Origin of the sequence: Bradyrhizobium sp. STM 3809 (genome assembly GCF_000239795.1) — a bacterium.
Lineage (GTDB): Bacteria > Pseudomonadota > Alphaproteobacteria > Rhizobiales > Xanthobacteraceae > Bradyrhizobium.
Genome location: NZ_CAFJ01000365.1, coordinates 1 through 3,669 on the forward strand (window position 1 = coordinate 1; position 3,669 = coordinate 3,669).

Genomic DNA, 3,669 nt, shown 5'->3' on the forward strand with positions numbered 1-3,669 from the left:
GTGGATAACGCCGCACGACTGGCACAGCAGGCCCGCGCTTTCGGGCTTGCTCTTATCCCAATGGAGATTGTCGAACGTCAGAGGGCTTTCATCCCCGCATGCGGGGCAGGCAACGAACAATCGCCTCTTGTCGGAACGCTCAAACCACTTGGCTATGCGGCTATCGCGCCCCGTTGGCGTCGAGACGATTACGACCTTCTTTCCGCTGAGCGCCCATCGCTCCGTGCGCTGGATGGCAAGTAGAACGGGATCACCTTCCTTGCCTGCGCTAACCGTACACCGGTCGGCCTCATCGACCCACACGCAGCGCACGCTTTGCGCGGCAAGCTCTGAGGGCTGATAGCTGCTGACGAAGGCTATGCTCCCGCCTGCGAAGTCCTTATTTGAAAGGCTGTTCGCACCGCCCGTCGAGCCTTTGCGCGAGCTATGCGCCCGTCCGATCAAAGACTTGAGCACGGGTGACGACTCAACCATCGGATCGAACCGTGTCCGCACGAACTTCTCGGCCGCTTTCGTGTCGGGCGAAACATGCAGGAATGGTCCGGGCGCGGTGGCGATCATCGCCATGATCTGCGCTTCGATCGCCAGCGACTTCCCAACCTGCGATCCCGCCATGATAACGACCGTCTCAACGTCGTCGTCTTGGATGGCATCTACGATTTCCCGCTGAAAGGTTTTGAGACGGAGCGGACCGGGCAGAGCGTTTGCGCTTGGAGGCAACCGGAGCTGAGCTTCGGCGAAGTCTGACGGCCTGACGCGCGGGGTGGGCGTGATCGCCCGCACGGCCGCGCGCAGTAGCTGCTCGTCCAGCATTGTTCGATCCCTTATCCCGGGACCTAGCGCAAACTGCGTGTGTCCTCGTGTGCTGAGTTGGCGTCGCTCATGAAAGCGCCTCGTCGTCTATCTGTCTGAGAATCCTGTCAGCGTCGGCAAATGTTATCAGCGTGTGGCGCAACTCATCTTCGATAAGGCGTGCAACCACTTTCTGATCAGTTGATCCCGACACGCGCGGCGCGAGCCGAACCCCAACCGCCATCAGCGCCACGCGGAGATCACCGAACAATCGGACAACGGTTTCGGTCACCGCGTCGCGTGAGATCAGCGATCCCGCAAGCTTCTCGTTCTGAAGGCGCAGCTTCTCGGCACGGTGGCGCTCGGCTTCGGCCCTTGCGCTGGCGAGCGCATTGGTGTTTGCGTCCCCACCCTCACCTCTGCCTAGTGTTGCGTTGCCTAGAACGCGGTCCTTGTCGGCGATGGCCTTGACGGTCTGAACGGCCTTGTCGAAATCGAGCGCTTCAATGTCGACGTCTGCGGTTGCAAGCGCCCTGCGAACCGTCTGATGATCCAGACCCGCGGCCTCGGCGACCAGCCTGATTTTGCCTTTCGGCCTTGCCAAAACGGCCTCCTATGGGTGCTCGGCTATCGAAAAGAGGAGTGGTTTCAACGCGAATAACGCGGCAGCGCGCCGATCGGGGTGGTTCCAACGCTTGGACGGGACCCAATCGCAGCGCTGCCATGGCGGAATGCCTGCGAGTGCGGCCTTACAATGAGCCCGCGATCTCCGAAACCAACGGCCGCGAGTTGAACTCACTGAGAAGCTCACTGATCGCGGGCCACGCCTCGCGCCTGTCGAACCGGAAGCTTTCTAGAAAGCGCTGTGTGTCGCTGACGGCCCCGCTCACGCGCACGGTGGCGGGCATCGGCTCGCCGCGCTGGCGTGTCTGCACCAGCGCCGCGAGGGCTAAATCTCGGTCGTTCATCTTGTGTCCTTCGTGTAAGGGTATGGGATGCGCCAGCGCTCGACGCGAGGATGACCAAGCCCCGCGGGAGCGCTGGCACACCAAGCCACGTGACGCGTACTCTCGCCACGTAGCAAGCCGCGCAAGCTCAAAGCGCTTGCATTATTCGGGATTGCTAATCGCCCGGGTCGGCGGGCGCCTGATACGGCAGCTTCTCCGCGAAGAGCTGTTTCTGCAGCTCCCGCGGTAGACGCGCGTTCAGCTCGGCGTTGGCCGCTTTCTGCCACGCGACCTGCGCCGCAGCGCCGTTCTGCCCAAGCGCCGTGCTCGGCGTCTCCGCGAAGACGCCCTTGATAGGAAGCCGGTCTTTGCTTCGCCTGATGGCGATGAAGCGCCCACCATTCGCTGTGACTATGAAGGCGTCCTTGACGTGCAAGCTAGCCGAGCCGCCGCCCGTGAGCCGGTACGTGCTGCCAGTCATCCCGAACTTGCGACTAACAGTTGCGCCAGTCGACAGGATGTTGATGCGGGCCTTGCTGGCCGCGAACGACGCTGACAAGCTGGTCTGTGTGGTCCGCTTAACCTTGCTGACAGCATCCTTGATGCGAGCCTTTGGGGCGCCTATATCCTTCGAAATTACGTCGAGCGCGATCCGGCGCGAGGCTGTAGCGGCTTGGTCGACCGCGCGCCGTATAGCTGACCGGAACCCGCGGGAAGAAAGTTCTTCCGCCCACTTCTCCAGAGCAGTGCCGTCCAGCGTGACGCTGAGGCCGCTCATGCGGGCGGCTCCCACGTCGTCGGCTTGCGCTCTGCGGCACTCTCCAAAAGACGCAACGCATCTCCGGCCCGGAGCTGCCAAGTACTTCCGGCCTCTAATACTCGCGAGGCGGCCATAGCGGGCGTACCGTCGAGCTTCAGTGGCGCCGCCCATAGCGGCGGGCACATTGAAGCGTAGACCGCAGCGAGCTGGTTGAGAGTATCGGCAAGCGCGTTAGCTGCTTGCGTGACTGCGGCAACGGCCGCAATGGCTTCAGTGCTCATGGTTTCATGGTCCAGTCTGTTCATACGCATTGGTCAGTCCTGCTCGTCGCAGTGGAAGACGTCGCCTTTTCCTGTTCTCAGGAAATTCACGTTCACGTCCTTCGGCTCGCCTGCAAACGCACCGCAGCTCGTGGGCGCGCGCCCGATCAGGCTCGCAAAGAGCGCCGTGATCGTCTCCAGCGCGTCCGCTTGCCGTTCGGCCGCATCGGCCATGCGGCTCAGCAGCTCGACTTGCTTTTCTGCTGCGTCGATAGCGCGGCCAAGCCGAGCGTTGTTGCTCAGCTCGATCAGATCGAGCAGCGAAATCGTCTCTGTATTGGCGTCGGACATGGCGGGTCCTTTGGGTTCGGAGAGGCGCTGGCGCGATGGGCCTGCAGATTGGCTGCGGCGGGCGCTGAACGCGTTCGGCGGAATTGGCGGACAGTATCGAAGCCGCGCGCCAAACGACCTGAGAGCGCTCGGCGCGCGGCGACAACGAGAGGCGCGGGGTTCCCGCCAATCACGCGCCCCTCATATGTTGAGAACCGGGGTCGGAAAATTGCAATCTGTTGCGCGTTGCTCGCTAAGCCGTTGACCAGGCTCAAGATCAAGGCCACGCCTGCACTGAGCGGCCCCGCCGTCCCAGCGGGCCTGCCGCTGGCGCCTGAGAGGCATCGAGACTGAGCGACCAGCGACGGGCCGCCTTGCGCCGACGACACGACTCGGGACCGCACAGTCCCGCCTTGCCGTGATCTCCGGGCCGGAAAGCTTCGGGCTCTCAAGTTGAGCCTAAAAGACCGCGCGAGTAGTGGTCTCGATTTTCTGCCCGTATCTCCCTCCCCGCCCTAGACTGAAGTCTAGGGGCGTGGGGGTCTGGTTGATACCCCAACCCCCACGCGACCCCCACGAA

Annotated in this window: 5 protein-coding genes; all 5 read right to left on the minus strand. The window is 62.8% G+C overall.

The window, feature by feature from the left end; all coding sequences use genetic code 11:
- The coding region (locus BRAS3809_RS19035; RefSeq protein WP_170323305.1) for a phage terminase large subunit family protein at positions 1 to 813 on the minus strand (813 nt) is incomplete at its 3' end.
- Between the two features lie 67 nt (positions 814 to 880).
- The gene (locus tag BRAS3809_RS19040; protein ID WP_008963697.1) at positions 881 to 1,396 is read right to left on the minus strand and encodes a hypothetical protein; all 516 of its coding nucleotides are present in this window, start codon (positions 1,394 to 1,396) and stop codon (positions 881 to 883) included.
- Between the two features lie 145 nt (positions 1,397 to 1,541).
- Entirely contained in the window at positions 1,542 to 1,760 is a 219-nt protein-coding gene (locus BRAS3809_RS19045; RefSeq protein ID WP_008963698.1) for a hypothetical protein, read from the minus strand.
- Between the two features lie 154 nt (positions 1,761 to 1,914).
- The gene (locus BRAS3809_RS19050) at positions 1,915 to 2,517 is read right to left on the minus strand and encodes a hypothetical protein (protein ID WP_008963699.1); all 603 of its coding nucleotides are present in this window, start codon (positions 2,515 to 2,517) and stop codon (positions 1,915 to 1,917) included.
- 296 nt (positions 2,518 to 2,813) lie between these two features.
- Positions 2,814 to 3,110: a hypothetical protein gene (locus BRAS3809_RS19060; protein WP_008963701.1), complete on the minus strand. Its 297-nt coding sequence runs from the start codon at positions 3,108 to 3,110 to the stop codon at positions 2,814 to 2,816.
- Positions 3,111 to 3,669: the final 559 nt, after the last annotated feature.